Annotated in this window: 22 protein-coding genes and 2 tRNA genes; 5 read left to right on the forward strand and 19 right to left on the reverse strand. The window is 52.5% G+C overall.

The genetic code is table 11. The annotated features are described in order from the left end of the window. Together ACEQ15_RS06165 and ACEQ15_RS06170 are read right to left on the reverse strand one after the other, a co-directional pair. The coding region (locus ACEQ15_RS06165; protein ID WP_370278232.1) for a putative quorum-sensing-regulated virulence factor at positions 1-89 on the reverse strand (89 nt) is incomplete at its 3' end. A gap of 24 nt (positions 90-113) precedes the next feature. Further along, positions 114-1010: a LysR family transcriptional regulator gene (locus tag ACEQ15_RS06170; protein ID WP_370278209.1), complete on the reverse strand. Its 897-nt coding sequence runs from the start codon at positions 1008-1010 to the stop codon at positions 114-116. Between the two features lie 99 nt (positions 1011-1109). On the opposite strand from ACEQ15_RS06170, the gene ACEQ15_RS06175 reads away from it, so the two are divergent. From ACEQ15_RS06175 to ACEQ15_RS06185, 3 genes are all read left to right on the forward strand, one after another. After that, a complete protein-coding gene (locus tag ACEQ15_RS06175) occupies positions 1110-1907 on the forward strand; it encodes a glutathione S-transferase family protein (RefSeq protein WP_370278210.1) in 798 nt (265 codons plus the stop codon). Between the two features lie 207 nt (positions 1908-2114). Then, positions 2115-2348, forward strand: a complete 234-nt coding sequence (locus tag ACEQ15_RS06180; protein WP_370278211.1) for a Rho-binding antiterminator — start codon at positions 2115-2117, stop codon at positions 2346-2348. Positions 2349-2383: 35 nt separating this feature from the next. Then, on the forward strand, positions 2384-3181 hold the full coding sequence (locus ACEQ15_RS06185) for an MOSC domain-containing protein (protein WP_370278212.1): 798 nt from the start codon (positions 2384-2386) through the stop codon (positions 3179-3181). A gap of 72 nt (positions 3182-3253) precedes the next feature. Here ACEQ15_RS06185 and ACEQ15_RS06190 read toward each other — a convergent pair whose 3' ends face one another. Together ACEQ15_RS06190 and ACEQ15_RS06195 are read right to left on the reverse strand one after the other, a co-directional pair. Then, positions 3254-3667 (reverse strand): YbaN family protein, encoded by a 414-nt coding sequence (locus ACEQ15_RS06190; protein ID WP_370278213.1) that lies wholly within the window; start codon positions 3665-3667, stop codon positions 3254-3256. An 86-nt stretch (positions 3668-3753) separates the two neighbouring features. Continuing rightward, on the reverse strand, positions 3754-4212 hold the full coding sequence (locus tag ACEQ15_RS06195; protein ID WP_370278214.1) for a YaiI/YqxD family protein: 459 nt from the start codon (positions 4210-4212) through the stop codon (positions 3754-3756). Positions 4213-4484: 272 nt separating this feature from the next. Between ACEQ15_RS06195 and ACEQ15_RS06200 the strand changes: the two genes are divergently transcribed. Further along, complete coding sequence (locus tag ACEQ15_RS06200) at positions 4485-5627, forward strand: response regulator (protein WP_370278216.1); 1143 nt, start codon at positions 4485-4487, stop codon at positions 5625-5627. Between the two features lie 49 nt (positions 5628-5676). Beyond that, a complete protein-coding gene (locus tag ACEQ15_RS06205; protein WP_370278217.1) occupies positions 5677-6189 on the forward strand; it encodes a TIGR02281 family clan AA aspartic protease in 513 nt (170 codons plus the stop codon). Between the two features lie 1075 nt (positions 6190-7264). Here the strand turns inward: ACEQ15_RS06205 and ACEQ15_RS06210 are convergent. The 15 genes from ACEQ15_RS06210 to ACEQ15_RS06280 form a co-directional block, all read right to left on the reverse strand. Beyond that, positions 7265-7861 carry a DUF938 domain-containing protein gene (locus tag ACEQ15_RS06210; protein ID WP_370278218.1) on the reverse strand — a complete coding sequence of 199 codons (597 nt, stop codon included), beginning with the start codon at positions 7859-7861 and terminating at the stop codon, positions 7265-7267. 32 nt (positions 7862-7893) lie between these two features. Further along, positions 7894-8679: a TIGR01458 family HAD-type hydrolase gene (locus ACEQ15_RS06215; RefSeq protein ID WP_370278219.1), complete on the reverse strand. Its 786-nt coding sequence runs from the start codon at positions 8677-8679 to the stop codon at positions 7894-7896. Positions 8680-9153: 474 nt separating this feature from the next. Then, positions 9154-9753 (reverse strand): HAD family hydrolase, encoded by a 600-nt coding sequence (locus tag ACEQ15_RS06220; protein WP_370278220.1) that lies wholly within the window; start codon positions 9751-9753, stop codon positions 9154-9156. A 1-nt stretch (position 9754) separates the two neighbouring features. Then, the gene (locus ACEQ15_RS06225) at positions 9755-10585 is read right to left on the reverse strand and encodes a helix-turn-helix domain-containing protein (protein ID WP_370278221.1); all 831 of its coding nucleotides are present in this window, start codon (positions 10583-10585) and stop codon (positions 9755-9757) included. A 38-nt stretch (positions 10586-10623) separates the two neighbouring features. After that, on the reverse strand, positions 10624-11010 hold the full coding sequence (locus ACEQ15_RS06230) for a hypothetical protein (protein WP_370278222.1): 387 nt from the start codon (positions 11008-11010) through the stop codon (positions 10624-10626). Positions 11011-11096: 86 nt separating this feature from the next. After that, a complete protein-coding gene (gene pepN / locus ACEQ15_RS06235) occupies positions 11097-13724 on the reverse strand; it encodes an aminopeptidase N (RefSeq protein WP_370278223.1) in 2628 nt (875 codons plus the stop codon). 16 nt (positions 13725-13740) lie between these two features. Then, complete coding sequence (locus tag ACEQ15_RS06240; protein WP_370278224.1) at positions 13741-14568, reverse strand: DUF2797 domain-containing protein; 828 nt, start codon at positions 14566-14568, stop codon at positions 13741-13743. Positions 14569-14577: 9 nt separating this feature from the next. Then, a complete protein-coding gene (locus ACEQ15_RS06245) occupies positions 14578-14847 on the reverse strand; it encodes a YeaC family protein (RefSeq protein WP_370278225.1) in 270 nt (89 codons plus the stop codon). A 71-nt stretch (positions 14848-14918) separates the two neighbouring features. After that, on the reverse strand, positions 14919-15779 hold the full coding sequence (locus ACEQ15_RS06250) for a rhomboid family intramembrane serine protease (protein WP_370278226.1): 861 nt from the start codon (positions 15777-15779) through the stop codon (positions 14919-14921). Positions 15780-15833: 54 nt separating this feature from the next. Beyond that, on the reverse strand, positions 15834-16808 hold the full coding sequence (locus tag ACEQ15_RS06255; protein ID WP_370278228.1) for a metallophosphoesterase: 975 nt from the start codon (positions 16806-16808) through the stop codon (positions 15834-15836). Position 16809: 1 nt separating this feature from the next. Further along, on the reverse strand, positions 16810-17691 hold the full coding sequence (locus ACEQ15_RS06260) for an NAD(+) kinase (RefSeq protein ID WP_282356270.1): 882 nt from the start codon (positions 17689-17691) through the stop codon (positions 16810-16812). 44 nt (positions 17692-17735) lie between these two features. Beyond that, positions 17736-18662: a 1-aminocyclopropane-1-carboxylate deaminase/D-cysteine desulfhydrase gene (locus ACEQ15_RS06265; RefSeq protein ID WP_370278230.1), complete on the reverse strand. Its 927-nt coding sequence runs from the start codon at positions 18660-18662 to the stop codon at positions 17736-17738. A gap of 197 nt (positions 18663-18859) precedes the next feature. Further along, positions 18860-19807, reverse strand: a complete 948-nt coding sequence (locus tag ACEQ15_RS06270; protein ID WP_370278231.1) for a diguanylate cyclase — start codon at positions 19805-19807, stop codon at positions 18860-18862. Between the two features lie 160 nt (positions 19808-19967). Continuing rightward, positions 19968-20043: transfer RNA gene (locus tag ACEQ15_RS06275), tRNA-Val, on the reverse strand. 68 nt (positions 20044-20111) lie between these two features. Further along, positions 20112-20188, reverse strand: a tRNA-Asp gene (locus tag ACEQ15_RS06280). Positions 20189-20250 lie beyond the last annotated feature (62 nt).

A 20250-nucleotide genomic window follows, 5' to 3' on the forward strand; every position in this document is an offset into this window, starting at 1 on the left:
GGCAGGTCCATCAGCACACGGCCCTGATACTTGCCGAACGGCATTTTCATGGTGGCCATCTTTTTCAGCATCTGCGGGTTTAGATCCATGGGGTACTCTGCGCTGTGGGTAAATTACGGTTCGTCTTGGATTGGGGCATTGCCCTGGAACAGCCACTGGTCTTGTTCCAGTTGCTCTTCCAGCCAGTCGATAAAGGCCCGGATGCGCGCCAGATTACGCTTTTCGGGGTGTATTAACAACCACATGGCGCGCAGCTCGAAGGGATCGGTAAGCGGCATCAGGTCGGGATCATCGCCCACCATATAACAGGGTAAGCAGGCAGCGCCGAGGCCACTTTTTACCGCGGTCATCATCGCCATGCCCACGTTACAGAGCAGACGCGCTTTTACGTCCGGGTAATGCTCCTGCTGCCAAAGAGCTTCGGGCAGGTTTTGATAACGTTCCTTAAACAGTATCCAGGGCATATCAGATACCCGCTGGCCGCTGCCCTGCCAGGAACGGTGGGCGTACACTGCATAGTGCAGATCAATCACCTTGCGCGTGACGATGCTGGCCTGCTCCGGCCGCCCCATACGCAGGGCGATATCCGCTTCGTGTCGCGCCAGGTCCAGTTGGCTGCTGTCCGCCACAATATCCAGCTGAATCTCCGGATAGCGCTCATAGAACGAGGGTAATCGCTGCAGCAGGTAGCCATTTACAAAGGTATGCACCGAGGTGATGGTGACCCGCCCGCTCAGATCCTCATCCTGGCCTAACAATTCGTTGCGGAAGCGCCCGATATCCTGCTCCACCTGCTCGGCACGGTCCATCACCCGCTGCAGTTCTTCTGTGGGCAGGTAACGGTTATCCACACGCTCAAACAGCTGGGCACCCAGCGCCAGCTCCAGCGCTTTCAGCCGCCGCGATACGGTGGTCATGTCGACACCGGTCTCTTTGGCCACCGAACTCAGGGTGCCCAGACGACTCAGTGCCAGCAGGTATTTCAGGTCATTCCAGTTCATGGTCTGCATTTTTGCATTTCGATACTGCAGTTATAGCCATTCCCTCTGCATTTTTACAGCCATAGACTGAAATCAGTGCTTACAACCCATTTCAAAGGAGGTCTGCAAATGATCACCCTGTACACCAACATCATGTCGCCCTGCGCCCAGAAGGTCCGTATCGTGCTGGCCGAGAAGGATCTGTCCTGGACCGCCCGCCCGGTAGACCTGGCCAACAAAGAGAACCTGGAAAGCTGGTATCTGGCGCTGAATCCACTGGGTGTTGTACCCACGCTGGTGCATAACGAGCAGCCGGTGATCGAATCCTCCGTTATCTGTGAGTATCTGGAAGATGCCTTCCCGCAGACACCATTACGCCCGTCTGACCCACTCCAGATCGCCAAGATGCGAGTATGGCTTAAGCATATCGACAACAAGCTACACCCGTCCTGTGGCGCGCTGCAGTGGCCGCTGGTTATGCGACCGGGTCTCCTGGCGAAAAGCGAAGAGGAACAACAGAAGCTGATCAACCAGATCCCAGAAGCACCCCGCCGTGAGCGCCAGCGTCGCTTGCTGGCCCAGGGACTGGAAGCGCCGGATGTAGCCGGTGCGGTGAAGGTGTACCACGACACCATTGTGCAGATGGAAGCGACTCTGAAAAACCAGCCTTGGCTGAGCGGTGACATGTTCGGTATCAGCGATTGCGCCACAGCACCTTACTTCCAGACGGTGATCCAGTTTGACTGGCTGCAGATGTTGGAAGGTTTTCCGGCGGTTCAGGACTGGCTGGAACGTGTTACCGTACGTGAATCCTACCAGCAGGCGGTCAGCGCGGACTTTAACGCGGAGCTGCTGGCAGATCTCAAAGCCCGTGGCCGTGATGCCTGGGCGATTGTAAGCAAGCACTTACAAGCAGCAGCAAGCTAACCAACTCCACCCTGTTGGGCTTCGCCTTATCACCAACCGGTACCCCTTCCATGTCACTCACCGGTTGAGATAAATCCTGTGCGTTAGCCCAACACCCTACTCACTTCGTACCTTCAAACCTCTCTCCTACGATATGTAATTCCGGAACCCTTTCGGGTATACACGGGTCTCAACCTTGCGTGACCAACGTCCACCGGGAGTACAGCAATGCAAGACTACAAACACATCAACTGCGAAGTGCACGATGGCTATGAACTGGCCTGCATGCGCAAAGCGATCCATGAGGTTACCTGGCAGGACGATGACCAAAACCGGACGGAAAAGCTGCGCTTTCTCGATCTGGAGTACAGCAACAAAGAGGAACATCTGATTGCTGAAAATCAGGCGGGGGAGAAGTTTCGGATTCGCCTTGATATGATCACCAGCTCGCTGCCCTACTAACGGGTGTTTATCAGGCCTGCTAAAGAGAACGCATTGTGTCAGACGTCAGCCTTTCATCGATCCATGTTTACCCGCTTAAATCCACCGCAGGAATCACACTGGATCGCAGCTATGTCGACCTGAGCGGCCTTAGTTTCGACCGTCGCTTTATCCTGTCGGATCTGGATGGCGACTTTATCTCCGCACGTAAACACCCACAGCTGCTGCATTTCCGCACCGCCCTGCTGCCGGATGGGCTGCATATCGTGGCACCGGATGGCGACAGTATCACCGTACATATCCCTGAGCTGTTCCAGAACTACCGCCAGGTGAACGTATGGGGTACCGAGATCAACGCCCAGCTGTGTGGCATGCAGTTTGATGAGTGGTTCAGCAACAAGCTGGATATCGAATGTCAGTTGCTCTACTTCGGCGACCAGTCCGAGCGTGGTACACCCCGCTTCCCGGACAAACCGGTGGCGTTTGCCGATGGTTACCCGTTGCTGCTGATCTCCGAGGCCTCCCTGGCAGACCTGAGCGAACGTGCAGGTATCCAGTTTGATATGCGCCAGTTCCGCCCGAACATCGTGGTCAACGGCTGCGACCCGTTCGCAGAGGATGACTGGAGTGCAATCAAGGTTGGTGAGGTGATCTTTGATGTGGTGAAACCTTGCACCCGTTGCGTAATGACCACTTACAATCCAGACACACTGGAGCGCTTTGCCAAGAGCGAACCACTGAAAACCTTAGCCACCTACCGCCGCAACGACAAGGGCGAAGTGGATTTTGGTCAGAACATCATTCCGCGCAACGAAGGCATCATTCAGCTCGGCGATAAGGTCGAGCTGATCTGATTTATACGACAAAGAGATAAAAAAACGGGCCTGCAGTGGCCCGTTTTTAGTTTGATCTGTACTTAATTGGATCTATTTGGACTTAACCGTCACAACCTCTGTAGCGGGTACCGATGGTCGGCTCCAGACATACACCAGCGCCACAATCACCACGGCTACAGCCAGCATTTTCAGCCACAGGTCAAATTCACGGAAGATCAACGGATAGCTCACCATCACCAGCATCATGGTGCTGGAGAAGCACTTCACCTTCAGCGGAATCACGCCATGCTGTTCCCACTCATCGATGATCGGGCCAAACAGTTTATGGCTGAGCAGTTTCTGATGCAGAGTTTCGGAGCTGCGGGAGAAGCAGTAGGCCGCCAGCAGCACAAATGGTGTGGTCGGTAGCAACGGCAGGAAAATACCGATAAAACCGGCCAACAGGCAGACCAGACCTATCATCAGATAGATCGCTCTTCCCATATGTTTATGTGCCTGTTTCATCGTTTTGCTCTCTTTAACTGCCCACTTCGACTACTCAGAGATTTTAAGCCTAGCGTAGGCCGGGGCTCAGGTCACGTGACCTTCCTTCATCCCTGCTTACGTTTGTGCTTCGCCAGAAACTGGTCCAGCTTGTTAGCAAACAGCTGACGATCCTGCTGGTTCAGCGCTGGCGGTCCACCAGTATCAATGCCGGAGCTACGCAGCGTGTCCATAAAGTCACGCATGGACAAACGCTGGCGGATATTCTCTTTAGTGTACATCTCGCCACGGGGGTTCAGTGCTAAGCCGCCCTTCTCAATCACTTCGGCCGCCAGTGGAATATCTGCAGTGATCACCAGATCACCGGCTTCCAACTTCTGTACGATAGTGTTGTCGGCCACATCAAAACCCGGTGGCACCTGAATTGCTGTAATCAGTGACGACGGCGGTGTTGGCAGATACTGGTTTGCCACCAGTGTCAGCTTGGTTTCTGTGCGTTCGGCTGCACGAAACAAAATATCTTTAATTACGCGCGGACAGGCATCCGCATCTACCCAAATCTGCATAAAAATATCCGACGGAGTCCTGTCTCCGCATTGCAAAAATGTACTGATAAGCTATGTTTACTGAACAAACAATCTTTGAATATTTTTAGATATCTTATTCAACAACTTATCAAGATTGTTAATACAAAAAGCAGTTACCGACGCTCCCTCTGTGATGCAGGAAGTCACCATCCAGGTTCAGCGATCTAAGTCTGAGCGTCTGAAGCGTTTTTTGGGATCTTTCCCAAAAATTTCACGCACGACCGGAACGATAAAGACCGGAGAAGGAAGCCATGAGTCGTCCGAATAAGTTCTCTGTACTGCTAATCACCAATGACAAAGCCCCTCTAGAAACCATTATTCGCCTGATTAAACGCCATTTCAGCTCTTTTTTTGTGGTATCCAGCGCTGAACAGGCTGTTGAGGCGATTAACACCAAGGCGATTGATGTTGTCCTCTTTGGCTACGGCAGTGTACAGGAAGCGGAGGTCTGTTTCCTGCACATGATCCGCAACGACCGCACCATCGAAGACAAAATCGCGGCCACGATTGTGTTGTGCAACAAGGAGGAGGTGCAGAACGCCTTTAATATCTGCAACAAGGATATCTTCAACGACTACTTTATCTGTAAGCCGCTGTACGATCCGCATCACATTCTTTTGCGCCTGCGCACAATGCGTCGTTTGCTTTCCAGCGGTTCACTCAAGCGATCCAAGTCGATGTCTTTGGAAGAGGTTTGCAGCTATTTCGACCAGGTCGCCAGCTCGGGCAAAGAGCTTATGGATCTCAACCAGGAGACTTTGGAGCGGTTGATGACGACGGTCTCTTTCTCCATGGAAGCGATCAAAGAGCGGATGCTGAAGGAGCAGCCGAACAATCCAAACATCTGTGCGACATCGGTTAATGCCATTATTGATGAGCACGCTACTCAAACCCTGATGCCAAAACTGGAGACCGAAAAGCAGCATGCGAAAGAACAGGTTGGCTCATTGCTTAATGACTTGGTGGCATCAAGCGAAAACCACAAATCCAGTATCCAGCATGAGATTAAGCAGTCTCAGCCTGCGGCCGTCAGCATCATGGTCGTTGAGGATGAAGAAAAAGACTTGATGCAGATTGCGACCCATCTGGAAGAGTCAGGGTTTACACCCAACGTTTCCAGCAACGCAGCCCAGGCACTGCAGATGATGGAGCAGTGTCAGCCGCGCATTATTTTGATCGATCTGACACTGCCGGATATGAGTGCGCTGCACGTTATTTCACGAATACAGAACCATCCGAAACTTCAGAACACTAAGATTATGGCGCTCGCGAAAAAGGGCGATAAGGATAAAGTGATGGATGCAGTTAAAATGGGCATCAGCGAAGTGATGATCAAACCGATCGATAAAGACCTGCTGATGTACAAGATTAACTACAACCTGACCAGTGGATAGGGTTAATCCACAGCTTGGTAAGCTCTGGTAGTTTCGGATAACTGTATATATGCAAGACTCAGATTCAAGCCGCCGTTTTATGGCCCACCTGATGACCTATGGTTTTTGGCTGGTGCTGCTTGCTGGTATGACGGTTTATTTCGGCGGCGTGTTAGATAAAAAACACAATCCCAACCAGCACCTGGCTACTCAAAGCAACCAGGCCGGTGAAGTGGTTCTCAAGCGCAACGCATACGGACACTATGTAGCCCCAGGCCTGATCAACAATACGCCGGTTGTTTTTATGCTGGATACCGGGGCAACCTCAATCAGCATCCCTAAAGCCGTAGCGGATCGTATGCATCTTAATCCCCGTGGCAGCAGCCAGGTGAGCACCGCGAATGGCTCTATCACCGTGCACAACGTTCGCCTCGATAGCGTGTCGCTGGGCAGCATCACCCTCAATGACATGCGGGCGCATATTAATCCCTATATGGAAGGCGAAACCGTTCTCTTGGGAATGAGCTTTATGCAGCACCTGGAGATGATTCAGAAGGGTGACACGTTGCGCCTGAAGCTCTAACCCACACAAGCCTCTGCAATCCCCCGCTCCCTGCCTATTAAGTGCCTGTCGCTACGCACAGGCCTTAATCGCATATTCAGATACGCCTTGCCGTATATATCCCATAAAAAGCACCGACAAAATCTAACCGATTCTCCAATGAATCTAACAATACATCTGATTAATAATCAGTAGATCAAGGTTAGTGATTAAACGGTCATTTTAAAACAAGTATTAAATTTGTTTAACTTGATATAACTCCACGATAAAGGTATCCGACCACCTCAAAAGCTATAAGAATCCTCACTTTCGCTCGAATTTAGCTATAAATTCCACATATTCTCTACATTTACGACCTAAATGATAAATTAGTCACAAATGTCATATTGAGCGAGATCAAAACTTTACAAATCTTTTCAAACAAAATGTTGAGACAGCTATTTAGGGTGTAGTTTTTTTACCATATTTCTGTATGATTACTTCCAGATTTTTTACAGCTTACTAATGATTGTTTTTTAAGCAAAAAATCCAACACAGAACACTTCCAGGTTCCGTAGTCGTTTGTATCCAGTCAGTCTGTCGGATGATATCAATCGGGAACCCGGGTTAACCACCACGATTCTGTAGTCTCCTGTTACTGGAAGTTTGTAGTCGGTAAGTAGTTAGGATGTGGTCGCGTGGTTTCACAACGTTGATGGGGAAACTGGGAGGGACAAGCACTCCCCCGGAAATCCATTGTCTGTGATGCAGAGCCTAAGTAGTCGGGCGCGGCAGTTAGCGCCAGAAACCAAATTCCTACGTAGTCGGACAGTATGTAGTCGTCTGTGGTCCTTCGCTACGCTGTCAGACAGTAGAGTAGTCGTCTGTGCGAAGACCTAGGTAGTCAGACAGATAGTAGTCTGTCCGTGGAAATTGGTTTGATGTCGGCGCTATCGTGCCTGTGGTTCATGCATCAACGTAGTCGGACAAGGAGATCGGTGAGGAATTGCTAAACGTTGCTAGGGTATCAGGGACGATCTCTTTTAGCTGATACCAATCAGCCTGGTTTCTGGAACTGACCAATCTCGCCTTTTCAAGCAGGTTACAGATCCGTCCTTCAAGTCACTTTACGCCACACCTGAAATTGGTTATTTGCGGGCATATCATGATCTTGCTCACAGATCAGGCCCACCTCTTCTGCCCAACCCACAATCGTTTCAAAATCCCGAATTCCACTGCGCGAATCCCTTTGCTTAAGCCATAGATCAAAACGGGCGTTGCTCTCGCTGGTATAACAGCCGTCATAACGAAAAGGGCCATAGGCGCACAAACAGCCACCTACGGGTAAAACCTGCCCGATTCCACGAATAAACGCTTCCACACAGACCTCATCCATAATGTGCAGGGTGTTTGCGGTAAAAGCGGCATCCGGTTCGACCGGCAACTGCCAGGTATCTTCGATAACGTCCAGTTCCAGTGGCGAGAGTACGTTAGCCGGCGCGTATTCCGCCAGGTTCTCGGCCAGTGCAGGCAGATTAAAGTGAAGGTCTGAAGGTTGCCATTTCAGGTGAGAGAGCGCATTGGCAAAATGAATCGCATGCTGTCCTGAACCACTGCCGATCTCCAGCACCAGGCTGCGGTCATGCATATACTGCTGCAATAGCTGCAGAATGACCTCTTTGTTGCGTTCGCATGCTTCGGAATAGTTCAGCACCAGACAACTCCCTCAATGTGTTGAGCTAACTTCTAATGTTGAGTCACCCAGTAGTCGGGCAGCGACGCGAATGACTCCAACACAACGTCAGGCACTATATCACCGCCGAGGTCACTTTTCTGGAATTTCCCGGTCTTCACCAACGCGCCCTGAAGGCCCGCTGCCTGTGCGCCACCTACGTCACCGCGGATATCATCACCAATCATCAGCGTTTCTTCCGCCCGAACACCCAATATCGCCAGCGCCTGAGAGTAAAAGGCCTCTGCAGGTTTACCAAATACCAGTGCTGAACGGTCTACGGCAAACTCCAGCGCTTTGATAAACGGTCCAACATCCAGCTGCAGTCCGGACTCTGTGCGCCAGTACCGTGTCATCCCAAGCGCTACGAGCTGGCATTCAGGGTTAGATAGCAACAGACGGAAGGCGCGGTTCATCACGTCAAAACTCCAGCCATCCGCCAAGTCACCTACAACGACCGTATTCGCACCTGTCTCGCCCCCTTCTGCCACCTGTTGAAATTCAGACAGATCAGTACGGGTTTCGTAGGGTATAAACAATGCCAGCGGTTCAGCATTCTGTTGGCGTATCCAGTTGGCAACGGCAATCACCGGCGTGAGGATCTGGTCGGCCTTCACCTGAATTCCCATCGCAGCCAGACGCGCCACAATGGCATCACGCGGACGTGACGTAGTGTTGGTAACAAAGAGATAGGGGATGCTCTGGTGATCCAACCAATCCAGCGTTTCGATGGCGCCTGGGACGGGCTGACCTGCCTGATAAATCACACCGTCCAGATCAATCAGCAAAGCCTTCAGCATAAGCCATGCCCTCAGTTTTATAGGACTGTGTATATTTTAGGCAGGATTCAGAAAGAAAAATGCCCGCACAAGGCGGGCCAAATCGACGGTTTAGAACACAGTGCGGACAAGTCGGTCCGCACAATTTACCCGACTGAAGGGGGTGCCGGGCAAAACGAAATCAAATTCACTGTTTTGTTAGTAAGCCATGTGCCTGATTAGTTCCAAAAAAAGTGTGTTTTTTTTCTATTTTTTTCTACTTTCTTCTAAGCAACTGATTTACAAGTGAATATTTTTTAATCAGCTAGTTACTTCACCCACAGCTTACCGCTCAACGCCTCAAAATCTCCAAATTGGCGGTCATACGACCTGCAACGCTCCGGTAACTCAGCGCTGCTTTCCAGCTGTTTTTTGAAGGCGGATTTTCAGTTTAGTTCGTTTTACGCGGATTTCACGATAGACCGGTGAAATTTATGTGACGGGAACACGAGAGCTTCAAACGTGCTTAAGGTGATGCGTGAGTTCATACAAGGAGGGAACCCGAAGGTCGGTAAGATCAGGCCAGTGGCGATCGCTGTCATCCACATGCACGGTAAAGGTACCCGCAGCACGTCCTGATTCTAGGTCATAACGGAAGTCACCCACCATCACCGCTTCGTCAGGCTGGCGTTGCCAATGGTTGAGCAGTAGCGTAATCCCGTGAGCATCCGGCTTAGGATGCGCTTCATCTCGCCCAAGCACCCACTCGTCCTTAAAGAATCCCTCTGCGCCAATCGCCGCCAAAGACTCCAGGGCAATCGTTCTGGTGTTACGCGTCAGGATACCCATCTCACAACCCAATTCAGCCAGGTGCTCCAGCAAGGCCCGTACACCCGGTGCAGGTTTCGCCTGCGCAGCATAGTAGTGCTCTAGCTGATCAAGGCGCTCCGTCATCACCTGACGTTTGTCGTCAGGCTGGGCCGCGATGGTGGCCAGAATATCATCGGTAGGCTCTATACCCAGCTCGTGGCGAATATGCAGGAAATCATGCACAGGTTGTGTAAGCGTGCCGTCCAGATCAAAGATCCAGGCCCGGCGGTTTTGCAATGGGATCAACTCAACTGTCTCCGTTGGATTCTATATCCAGATTATCAACCAACATGCCGAGGTTCGCGTGGATCTCCTCCAGCATGTCGATACGGTTGCCATTGGCTGTACCTGACATGATCTGCTGCTCCAGTGTCATCAGGCTGTCACGACTCTCTTTGAGCGTTTGCAGCAGGTCACGGGAGCGCTTCTTGTTACTGTCAGTTAACTGACCAATGCGACTGGTGGTACGCCTGAACTGCTCATCCAGATCATGTATGTGACCACTGACTTCCAGCATACCGGCACTCAGGCTGTGACGTATAGAGCCAACCTGTTGCTCCAGCTGATGCACCGCATCTTGAAAGCGGGAGATAAACTGCTCCCCTTCCCGGTCCATAAAGATTGCCAAGAGTTCATCGGGAAACAAAGCACGTACACGCGCATCGGAGCGGATGCAGTACTCTCCACGCTGGGTGCAGTAGGGTTTGTAGTGCCCGGGGGGAATTTCGATACGCAGGATTGGTTTTTTCGCGACGTTCTCGACAAAGATCGCCAGCTCAACCGTTGGGAAGCAGTCTGTTGCTTTGTTGACGATCACCAGACGGGCATTGTCGTCCACATCACAGCCAACTACGCGGCCGCGCTGAACGCCTTCAGCATCGGTGTATTCGTCGATGCCAACCAGAATGGTGCCACCGAGTGGCGTGTTGGCGAATGCGACGAGGTCGCGACTTTTGATGCCGCTGACCTCGCGTTTGAAATCAACGTTCATCCCCTCAGACACACGAAGGAGCGAGCGAGTACGTTGAGTGAGCCCCCGGTACTCTTTCTGAATACCGGGTTTACTTTTCCGTTGCATGCAGAGCCTCCGGAAAGACAGGCCCTACCAGCGCTTAATTACTGATAGCAACCTTCGTCGAACGGATCGAGAGGGTTTTCCAGCATCTCATCGGTGTTGAAGTACAGGATGCTGCCTTCAAATTTCAGTTTCTTGCCTGCAAACCAACGATCCAGCTCTTCTACGCCCTCTTCCGCTTCGTTGATCTGCAACCAGCTGCGAACCATAGTGTAGAAGTAAACGCCGAACAGGCCTGCTGCAACACCCAGGAAGAAGTTGGATGCCAGTGCAAACAGCAGAGCAATAATACCTGCAACCCAAACCTTGCTAGAGCGAGAGGTTACGTATGCACCACGAGCTGCATCAAAGCGCTCTTTTAAACGAATATAACGACGAAAGTTCTGCTGAATTTCGTATTTATCTGCCGCCGAAAGATAGTGTTCCATTGTCCATCCTTGCGAATGTTTTATGTTGTTGTTTGAGTATAACCAAGCCGGGAGGAGGCGTCCCCCCGACTAAAGTCCGCTATCAGTTACGCGAGACTTTTGCTCACCACTTCATACACATCTTTGGATAGCTCACCGCTATCCAGGATACGTTGAAGCTGAGCCTTCATCAGCTGTTGACGCGCTTCATCATATTTTTTCCAACGCGTCAGCGGTGTCAGCATGCGTGATGCCACCTGCGGATTCTGTTTATTCAGTTCAAGAATACGATCGCCCAGGAAGCGGTAACCGCTGCCATCCGCCATATGGAAGTTAATCGCATTCTGGCCACAGAATCCACCCAGTAACGACCTGAGTTTATTCGGATTTTTCATATCGAACGCAGGATGTTGCATCAGGGCTTCGACATCAGCCAGCGTACCAGGTTCCGGATTGGTGGCCTGGATTGCAAACCACTGGTTTACCACCAGTGCTTCATCCTGCCATTGATCGTAGAACCGTTCCAGTAGCTTGTGCGCCGTCTGCTTGAAGCGGGAGTGTGCCACGATGGACAGCGCAGCCGACTGGTCGGTCATGTTGTCTGCCTCGGCGTATTGTTCCTCTGCCAGCGCCACATAACGCGCTTCATTGGTGGCCACCAGGTAGGACAGGCACAGGTTCTTCAGACTACGACGAGCAATGGAAGCCGCATCAGGTGAGTACTCACCACCGGTGTTGTTGGCTTCGTAGACGGACAGCAGCACCTCTTCCAGGGCCAGCGCCAGTTCTTTACGCACGAAGTTACGTACATGGTGGATCGCTTCAACATCGATCACCGTTGCCAACTCGCTCAGGTAAGCCTCGGTTGGCAGACTCAGCACCTTGGCAACCATCGCCTTATCCAGCGCACTGTTTTCCAGCACCGCACGGTAGGCATCGACCAGACGGCTATCCAGCTTCAGGACAACGTCGTTCTGGTAGTCGTGTACCAGCGCCTGCATGATGTCCACTGCCAGTTTCTGCGCTGCATCCCAGCGGGAGAAACCGTCACTGTCATTCGCCATCAGGAACACCAGTTCGTCACGCTGATACGGGTAGTGCAGTTTTACCGGCGCAGAGAAACCGCGTAGCAACGACGGCACCGGACGTGCCTGGATATTTTCAAAGGTAAAGCTCTGCTCCGCTTCGGTCACATCCAGCACCAGCGTGGTATCACCGTTGGCCAACAGCATGTCGTTGCCTTCAGGATCGAGCAGCCCCATCGCCAGCGGGATGTGCATCGGCTCTTTGGTTTCCTGACCCGGTGTTGCCGGACAGCTCTGAGCCACATGCAACACATAACGGTGTGCCTGCGGATCGTATTCGTCGGTGATCTTCAGCTCCGGTGTGCCCGCCTGACTGTACCAGAGGCGGAACTGGCTCAGATCACGGCCGGAGGCATCTTCCATCGCCTGTACGAAATCATCGGTGGTCACCGCCTGACCGTCGTGGCGTTCGAAATAAAGATCACTGCCTGCACGGAACTGCTCCGGTCCCAGCAGGGTGTGGATCATGCGCACTACTTCCGCACCTTTCTCGTAAATGGTCAGGGTGTAGAAGTTGGAGATTTCAATAAAGGACGCCGGACGAATCGGATGCGCCATCGGGCCTGCATCTTCCGCAAACTGTGCAGTACGCAGCAGAGACACATCTTCCACACGTTTTACGGTGCGGGAGTTCATGTCTGCGGAGAACTCGGCATCGCGGAATACGGTAAAGCCTTCTTTCAGGCTCAACTGGAACCAGTCACGGCAGGTCACACGGTTGCCGGACCAGTTGTGGAAGTATTCGTGTGCAACCACACCTTCCACGCGCTGGAACGCAGCATCGGTAGTGGTCTTCGGATGTGCCAGTACGCAGGAGGTGTTAAAGATGTTAAGACCTTTATTCTCCATGGCGCCCATGTTGAAGAAGTCCACTGCCACGATCATGTAGATATCCAGATCGTATTCGCGGCCATAGACTTCCTCATCCCAACGCATCGCGTTCTTCAGGGAGCTCATGGCGTACTCGAGCTTATCCAGATCCTTCTTCTCACCGTAGATCAGCAGCTTCACTTCACGGTCAGACATGGTGGTGTAGCTGTCTTCGATGAATTCCAGATCACCGGCAACCAGCGCAAACAGGTAGGCCGGTTTTGGGAACGGGTCTTCCCAGGTGATCCAGTGGCGACCATCTTCGCTTTCGCCCTGCTCCACCGGGTTACCGTTGGAGAGCAGTACCGGATACTGTGCCTTGTCTGCTTCAACGGTGGTGCGGAACACGGACATCACGTCCGGGCGATCCGGGTAGAAGGTGATACGACGGAACCCTTCCGCCTCACACTGGGTGCAGAACATACCGTCGGATTTGTAGAGGCCTTCTAGCGCCGTGTTTTCCTGCGGCTGGATCTTGGTCAGGGTTTCCAGCTGAAACGCCGCTGGCACCTTGTTGATGATCAGCTTCTCGCCGTCACGCTGGTAGTCCGCGTCGGACAGTACCTGATCGTTGATGGCAATACGGCACAGCTCCAGCTCTTCGTGGCCAAACAGTTCAAGCGGCACACCCGGGCCAAAATCCGGGTGCACTTTGACCTGCATGCGGGTACGCACCAGCGTATCCTGCTCGAAGAGTTCGAAGTGGAGTTCAGTGCTCTCTATCAGGTAAGCCGGGGCCTGATAGTCTTTCAGATAAATTACGTTCGGTTCCTGTGACATCGTCTAACTTCCGTGATCAGGCGCTAAGCGCCACCTGATAGGCTGTAAATTTGCGAATATTGATCACACCGCTGTCGAGAATCAGGTACTGCCCTTTGATACCCTGCAGCACACCGCTCACCTCAGGGGTCTTGTCGAAGTTGAAAGTCGACACCTTCTGAGGATAGTTCAAAACCGGGTAGTTGATCTCAATCTGCTCGGCGTCCGGCAGGCGCTGAATTGCCTGCAAACCATACTCTTGCTCAAGTTGTAACAAGCCATCGGCGCAGAGTTCAAATAAACGATCACGCTCTGCTTTCAGATCCAGCTCGTCCACCTGCCCCTTCAACATCGCACGCCAGTTGGTCTTATCCGCCACGTGTTCGCCGATCAGGCGTTCAACAAAGCCAGACTGCTGACGGGTTTCCACGCGCAGGATCGGCAGCGCCTGAATAGCGCCCTGGTCCAGCCAACGGGTTGGTACCTGGGTACCACGAGTAATGCCGACTTTCACGCCGGAGGAGTTCGCCAGGTACACATAATGTTCGGCAAAACAGGTGCGCTCACCCCACGCCGGATCACGACAGGTGCCTTCGTGAAAGTGACAGGTCTCCGGGCTGACCATACAGCGGTCACACTGGGGTAATTTTTTGAAACAGGGAAAGCAGTATCCCTGGTTAAAACTCTTGTTGGTTTTTCGACCGCAATGGATGCAGTTAATTGCACCCAGGTACTGCAGCAGGATCGGCTTGCCAATCAGCTCGTTCATCGGGATCTCTTCGTCACCCAATGGCAAACGGTACTGCACAGTGTCGGCCAGTTCGGTGCGCATTTTTTGCAAAATGCCACGTGCCAGCTCTTGCATATAGAGGGATTAGTCCGCGTCAGTGAGGATTTTCAGTGTTTGAGGGGCCAGCGGGTCTTCCCCGTGCTGGGAGCCGTCCTGCTTGGTGCGATCGATGAATCCCACACGTGCTTCAGGGGGCAGTTTTTCCATATCGTAGGCAATAACGGCGCGCATACAGATATCGCGCTGCTCATCGCTCAGACGTCGGCCGTCCGGCCATTTGCCCAGTTCCACCGCCTGCTTCAGGGAAGCGTGCATTTCTGGGGTCATCGCTGCAATCAGCTCTTCATAGGTCATCTTATGATTCTCCTGTTGCCAATGGGCGCAGTTTACCACATCCACGGCGCTGGCACTTATCAAAGCTCAAGTCAGCGTGTACGACGTGCACCGGTAATCAGCTCACCCAACGGCACAAACGCCAAACCGGCCAGCAGCCCCACCAGGTGCGCGGTATTGGCAATGGCACCAAATCCCATGCTTTCCAGAACACCGGTATAACCCAGAGCGAGCCAGCCAACCATAAGCCCCATCAATGCCGGTGGCAGCCCAAAGGCTTGATGCGGATTGCGGCGATCCCAGAACCAGGAGTACCCCAGCAATGCAAAAACCACCCCTGACATACCACCAAACAGCGGTCCACTGACGTAAAATTGAGCCAGATTAGAAAGCACGCCAGAGAACAATACCAATCCCAACAGTGCGATACGCCCCTGCAGCACTTCAATCCGACTGCCCACAACCCACACCCATAGCAGGTTGAAGAGAATGTGAAGCGGACTGAAATGTACAAAGATCGGACTGATCAGACGCCAGAGTTCGAAGTTGGAAAGTGTCGTGCCAAGGGACGTGGTGAAGTACTGATCCCCCTTCTGCACCAGATCAGTCATGGTAAACAGTCGGAAGTATTCGAAGTTGTCGCCCATACCGATCAGGAAGGTGATCCCCAGACTCATCAGAATCAGCGACATAGTAAGCCAGACACGCTGCCAGCCACCCACACGGCCCGCGCGTCGAGGTCGGGCATGGCGCACTTCGATTGTGCTCAGATCGGTTCCCTGCTGCCACATTGTATAGAGGGAGAGGATCTTTTCGCCGTCGATGGTGGGCGATACCCAGAGTTGCTGCGTCCCATCGCGCTCAAGGATGCGATGGGGAATCTCGTTCTGCCAGAGAAATTCGGCAAATTCGGTGAGGTCTTCTGATAGTGATACCTCAAGCACTTTGATCATGATGACCTCTTCCTGGGGAACTACCGAGTCTCGCCCAGCAGGGCCTATTAAGTGCTAGGCAGGCTCGGAAATCTCTTTGAGCACATCGACCCAGATAAACTTGTCCTTACGCAGCTCTTGCTCGCCATCGTATCGGTAAGCGACCAATTTACCAAATTTAACCGCGCTGTAATCCAGGCAGGCGATATTACTGGTAATCGGGGCAGGTTCGCCATCGCGCCAGTAGTGGCCAATAAAAAGCGGCTTCTGGTCCAGATCGTAGTGCAACAGATCCTCGCGATCCTGCTCGGTCAGCTCCATTCGCGCCACATGCGCTGGCAGCGGATCAGGCTGGAAAACTACGTCAGCATAGTACAACGGACTCTGAGACCAGAATTTGGTTCGGAAGAATCGACGCTTAAAGCCATCTTTGCTGATCATCAGTTCGTCGTTCGGTAAACGCAGGTGGGTGCCACGCAACAGACGATCCATCAGTGTCCACTCCATACTTCCCTGGTGGGAGGAACGGTGCAGAAAGTCATCGGTCAAAACGCGATCCGGGTATTGCGCCAGAAAGCGATCAATCAGCGGCTGATGCCAGCAGGCGTGTACCACGCGGAAATCATCAAACTCGAGAAACAAAGGCATTTCGCGAATCCAGCGCAGGAACTCGGCCTGCTCTTGAGGATGGTTTTCGAACTGCTCCAGGGTTTCATTCAGAATACGGCGGTGTCGCGCCGTGTGTTCACGCAGGTATGGCATTCCGGAATCCGGGCGCCCCGGCGTGAGGTAACAGAGGTAGTTGTATTCGTGGTTGCCCATCACGATCTGGGCTTCGCCCGCATCTACCATATCACGCACGATATGCAGCGCTTCGCGAATACGGGGACCACGGTCCACGATGTCACCCAGAAAGATCACCTTCCGAGTGGCGTGACGGTAGATGCCTCCCTGCTTACTGTAGCCGAGCTTCTCTAACAGCTTCTGCAGGCTCAGCGCACAACCGTGCACGTCACCTATCAGATCATATCCTTGTAACCGCTCCGCCACATCAGTCTCCCAGCTTCGTACCCCAGCCGAGTTTCTCGCGGCAGGTGCTGTAGAAGTCGTAGTTCAATGGATGGATCAGCTTCAGCTTGTGCGGTTTCTTGTGGATGGTGATGGTATCACCCGGTGCACAGTTGATATGGTGCTGACCGTCACAGGAGATGGTCGGGTAGGTTTCGTTCTGCTCACCGATCACCATCTTCAGCTCACTGTTACCGTCTACCACAATCGGGCGGCTGGACAGTGTATGCGGGAACATCGGCACCAACACCAGAGCATCCAGTTTCGGATGCATGATTGGACCGCCGCCAGACAACGCATATGCAGTCGAACCGGTAGGTGTAGAGACAATCAAACCGTCAGAACGCTGGGTGTAAACAAACTGTCCTTCAATGTAGAGCTCGAACTGGATCATACGTGCCGCCTTACCCGGGTGCAGCACACAGTCGTTCAGTGCAGTCGCCTCACCAATCGGGACGCCATCACGCTTAACAGTCACATCGATTAGAAAGCGACTTTCAACGGTGTATTTACCTTCCAGGACCTCGGTCACTTTTTCTTCGATCTCTGAAGGTGCAACATCGGTCAGGAAGCCCAGGTTACCCCGGTTCACACCCAATACAGGGATGTGGGACATCGCCAGCGAACGCGCAGCCCCCAGCAAACTGCCATCACCGCCTACGACGATGACCAGATCACAGATTTCGCCCATCATCTTTTGCTTGCTGACCTGCAGGCCATGGCCTGGCATCACCTCAGCAATGCGCTGATCCAGAACGCAGGTAATGCCACGCTCACCAAGAAAGCGAATCAGGTGCTTCATCGTATCGATCACCTGTTTGCTGCCCAGTCGTCCGATCAGCCCGATATTACGAAAGTAATCCATCTGTTCTCCAATGCTGTCCCGTTATTGATGCTCACTGGCGGCAATTATATAAGACCGCGCGCAAGAAAGCCCCGTCGCCCCTGCAGTCCACCGGTATGAACTGCAACTATTGAAGTTCCGGCCCTGAATGTACCCTGAGCGATCAATTTATGTAAGCGAAACATCATCTTACCGGTGTAAACAGGATCCAGCTCAATATTTGTCTCTGCGTAGAAATCACGCATAAACTGAACCAAATCTGCACTCAGTTTGGCATAACCACCCTCATGACCGTCCAGATCCAGCTGCCAACCTCCAACGGGACCAGCCCCGGACTCCTCTAGCAAGCGCTGAATGTCAGCATAAAGAAAGTTGGCGCCTTTCAGGACCGGAATACCCAGTACATTGGTTGTTGCCGGTCTTGCCGCGATCAGGCCTGCCAGCGTGCCACCGGTACCACAGGCCGAGACCAACAGATCTGGATTAGGCACGTGCTGCCAGCAGGGGTGTTCGAACAGATCCTCAAAGCCTTTTACCGCAAGTGCGTTAGATCCGCCCTCGGGCACTATGACCGCACCCGGATAAGATGCCAATAGTGCTTTGTGATACAAGGCATCATCCCGTTGGCGATACTCAGCACGACTGACGAACTTCAACTCCATCCCCCAGCCAGCAGCATCACTCAACGTCGGGTTCTGCGCATACTCCGGTTCGCCCCGTACAACGCCAACCGTCCTAATGCCCAACTGCTTGCCAGCCCAGGCCAGTGCATGAAGATGGTTGGAAAAGGCACCGCCAAAGCTGACCACCTGCGACGCGCCACATGCTTTGGCCTGCTGCAGGTTATAACGCAACTTGAACCACTTGTTACCACTCACCAGAGGGTGAATAAGGTCCAGGCGCAACAAGTGAAGGGTTATCTGATGTTGTTTGCAGATAGAGAGAGGAAGTGGGTCAAGGCGAATGGATTGGGAGGGATCTATAAACGACATTATCTAACCTTCGTTTACGCCAAAAAGCAGATCAACGTCATACAACGGTAATCAAAATCTCATATTTTTGCGGGCACAAACTTAAACAGAGAAGAGAAAAGTGATGGAAGACTACACTGAAGAGCTGCTGGATCTATATGTCGAAGACTACGATGACGACGAAGTGTTTGACGATCCGACCGAGATGTAACCTCGCGTTACATCTCCGCTTCTACCTTATCCGCCACCTGCCGCTTAATCATCATCGTACGATTTCCGCCCGCATTCTTAGCTTCATACATCGCCAGATCTGCACGCTGAATAAAGTGATCTACATCTTCATCGCCCAGGGTGTCTGTCACCCCCAAACTCAGGGACGCATTGATAATCACGCTATTGCCCAAATCAACACTGTAGCTGCAGATCTCGTTAAAACGACGACGGATACGCTCGGCTAACTGAGCGGACTCGATACAGTCGGTCTGGGGCAGCAAGACCATGAACTCGTCTCCACCGTAGCGGAAACATACGTCCACACTGCGACAGGACTCCTGCAGCGCCCGACTGACATCCCGCAGGATACGATCCCCTTCAAGGTGTCCCAACTGGTCGTTCACCTGCTTCAGGTTATCCAGATCGACACAGACCAGACTCAGCGGCGTCTGATAACGCTCTGCCCGATCCATCTCCACAGACAGCACACCGTAAAAGTGGCGCTGGTTATACAACCCGGTCAGCTCATCGGTGATCGACTGCTTCTTGAGCTTCTCTTCCAGACGCTTACGATCGGTCATGTCATGGAAGAAACCAACACTGCCAGCAACACCATGATCTTCTTCCAGTAGCGATGCCGACAAGCGAATTGGGATCTCACGCCCCCACTTGCTCTTCAGGACCGTCTCGTAACCTTCGATAAAGCCACGCTCACCGTACTCATCGCTGTCCATGAGCCGTTTTATTTCCTTCGCGTGCTCAAAGCTGGTGTAAATCTCAGCAATATGCAAAGCGCCTACAACCTGCGCCGAGTCATAACCCAGTAAGCGTTCTGCAGCGGTATTGAACAGATTGATCATGCCTTTCGCATCCACACCAATGATGGGATCCGGGCACAAATCGATCAGAGTCTGGCTATCAATCATGTTCATGCTTTTGAAACCAATAGACACAGGCAACCTCTTTCCATGAGCGAACGCGTCAACGAATGAGTATAAAAAGTTACAGATGGGAAACAGTGAGACTACTTCGAACAGCCGAAAATCACAACAGAGAAAAACTGAAGTTGAAGCAAAAGAGGAAGATAAAACAGAAGAAAAAAGAAGGAGTTAGTGGTGGGCGTAGACAGGCTCGAACTGCCGACATTCTGCTTGTAAGGCAGACGCTCTCCCAACTGAGCTATACGCCCACTAAGGCTGACCATATTAAAACTCTCACGGTACATTGTGAAAGAGTCCTCAACCCGAAGGTTAAGAGTGGCGGAACGGACGGGACTCGAACCCGCGACCCCCTGCGTGACAGGCAGGTATTCTAACCAACTGAACTACCGCTCCTTAGTGGTGGGCGTAGACAGGCTCGAACTGCCGACATTCTGCTTGTAAGGCAGACGCTCTCC

Origin of the sequence: Pontibacterium sp., assembly GCF_964228735.1 — a bacterium.
Taxonomy (GTDB): Bacteria; Pseudomonadota; Gammaproteobacteria; order Pseudomonadales; family Balneatricaceae; genus Pontibacterium.

Bases quoted from the DNA above. Each gene is read 5' to 3' on its own strand.
- ACEQ15_RS06180 (WP_370278211.1), top strand. From the start codon at position 2,115: ATGCAAGACTACAAACACATCAACTGCGAAGTGCACGATGGCTATGAA.
- ACEQ15_RS06265 (WP_370278230.1), bottom strand. From the start codon at position 18,662: ATGTCGTTTATAGATCCCTCCCAATCCATTCGCCTTGACCCACTTCCT.
- ACEQ15_RS06250 (WP_370278226.1), bottom strand. From the start codon at position 15,779: ATGATCAAAGTGCTTGAGGTATCACTATCAGAAGACCTCACCGAATTT.
- ACEQ15_RS06230 (WP_370278222.1), bottom strand. From the start codon at position 11,010: ATGGAACACTATCTTTCGGCGGCAGATAAATACGAAATTCAGCAGAAC.
- ACEQ15_RS06175 (WP_370278210.1), top strand. From the start codon at position 1,110: ATGATCACCCTGTACACCAACATCATGTCGCCCTGCGCCCAGAAGGTC.
- ACEQ15_RS06200 (WP_370278216.1), top strand. From the start codon at position 4,485: ATGAGTCGTCCGAATAAGTTCTCTGTACTGCTAATCACCAATGACAAA.
- ACEQ15_RS06195 (WP_370278214.1), bottom strand. From the start codon at position 4,212: ATGCAGATTTGGGTAGATGCGGATGCCTGTCCGCGCGTAATTAAAGAT.
- ACEQ15_RS06245 (WP_370278225.1), bottom strand. From the start codon at position 14,847: ATGACCTATGAAGAGCTGATTGCAGCGATGACCCCAGAAATGCACGCT.
- ACEQ15_RS06170 (WP_370278209.1), bottom strand. From the start codon at position 1,010: ATGCAGACCATGAACTGGAATGACCTGAAATACCTGCTGGCACTGAGT.
- ACEQ15_RS06215 (WP_370278219.1), bottom strand. From the start codon at position 8,679: ATGCTGAAGGCTTTGCTGATTGATCTGGACGGTGTGATTTATCAGGCA.
- ACEQ15_RS06190 (WP_370278213.1), bottom strand. From the start codon at position 3,667: ATGAAACAGGCACATAAACATATGGGAAGAGCGATCTATCTGATGATA.
- ACEQ15_RS06240 (WP_370278224.1), bottom strand. From the start codon at position 14,568: ATGCAAGAGCTGGCACGTGGCATTTTGCAAAAAATGCGCACCGAACTG.
- ACEQ15_RS06205 (WP_370278217.1), top strand. From the start codon at position 5,677: ATGCAAGACTCAGATTCAAGCCGCCGTTTTATGGCCCACCTGATGACC.
- ACEQ15_RS06260 (WP_282356270.1), bottom strand. From the start codon at position 17,691: ATGGATTACTTTCGTAATATCGGGCTGATCGGACGACTGGGCAGCAAA.
- pepN (WP_370278223.1), bottom strand. From the start codon at position 13,724: ATGTCACAGGAACCGAACGTAATTTATCTGAAAGACTATCAGGCCCCG.
- ACEQ15_RS06225 (WP_370278221.1), bottom strand. From the start codon at position 10,585: ATGCAACGGAAAAGTAAACCCGGTATTCAGAAAGAGTACCGGGGGCTC.